This is a genomic window from Streptococcus sp. GMD1S (assembly GCF_000296875.1).
Taxonomy (GTDB): Bacteria; Bacillota; Bacilli; order Lactobacillales; family Streptococcaceae; genus Streptococcus.
This window is the reverse complement of the sequence record NZ_AJQY01000187.1, coordinates 1-968: the sequence shown is the minus strand read 5'-3', so window position 1 is coordinate 968 and position 968 is coordinate 1. Positions and strand designations below refer to the sequence as shown.

The window sequence follows — 968 nt, the reverse complement described above, 5'->3', positions numbered from 1 at the left end:
TATTGATTTCATCAAGGAAATTTTTAAAATTATTTTGTTTTTCTTCAACTTGTAAATGCAAATCGTTAAAACTATTTTCTATTTTCACTAATGTTTTTAGATTCGCTTTTAAAGTATCAATTTCAATTTGAATTTCACTTTGCTTCTCTTCAAGTTGTTCTAACTCTTCTAGCTTTTTATGATGTTTCTTCAATATATCAATTAAATCTTTATTCTGGTTAAAAACGTCATCTAATAGTTTTTTATTACCAGTTTGATATTCTTCTATCTCGTGCAATCCCTGCATAGCTTTATCATTTGCCTCTTTGGCTGCAATCAAAGACTTTGAAATACTTTGAATATACTCATCATCCAATATTTGGAAAGTTTCATAAATGGTATTAAATTCCTGAATAATCTTTTTAATATGCTTGTTTTGTTCAATCATTCTATTTTGAACAGCATCGGTGAGAGCATTTAAATCCTTACCTTTAACATCATATTCCATACCAATAAATCCTAGCATAGGATCGTCTTGTGGGACAGTCGGTAAATCTGATTGTTCTGGAATTTCTTCACTAAAAGCTTTCAACGCTTCTTTTTTTTCATTAAATCTTTCAGACTTTGCTAAAACCTGAATCTCTAATTCTTCTGACATAACATTCTCCTATAGTAAATCGTTTAATGCACTTTGCATTTCTTCAAGTTCACTTTGCTTTTCATCAAAGTACATTTCGTTAGCTAATAATCGCTGTTTGAAATCAATCTTTGAATTAGAAAACTCCTCTTGAACATTACCAAGAAGTTCTCTTAGTTTTTGATGGTTCTTAGCCATCTTAATGAATATATCATTTCGCTTAACAGCAACATTTTGCTCGGCAACAAAAATTTGAACATCCTGAATTCTTAACAATTCGTTTTTCTTATTAGCTTGTTTCTTTTGATTTTCCTCAATTAATTTTTTTGAAATAAATTGATCAAGTCTATTA

General features: G+C 28.8%; 1 protein-coding gene and 1 pseudogene. Both read right to left on the bottom strand.

What is annotated here, in order from left to right; translation table 11 throughout:
• Positions 1 to 637 (bottom strand): hypothetical protein (locus tag GMD1S_RS08175; RefSeq protein ID WP_001288176.1); only part of this gene is annotated, 637 nt, incomplete at its 3' end.
• A gap of 9 nt (positions 638 to 646) precedes the next feature.
• Positions 647 to 968 (bottom strand): annotated as a pseudogene (locus GMD1S_RS12350) (hypothetical protein); the annotation flags it as partial.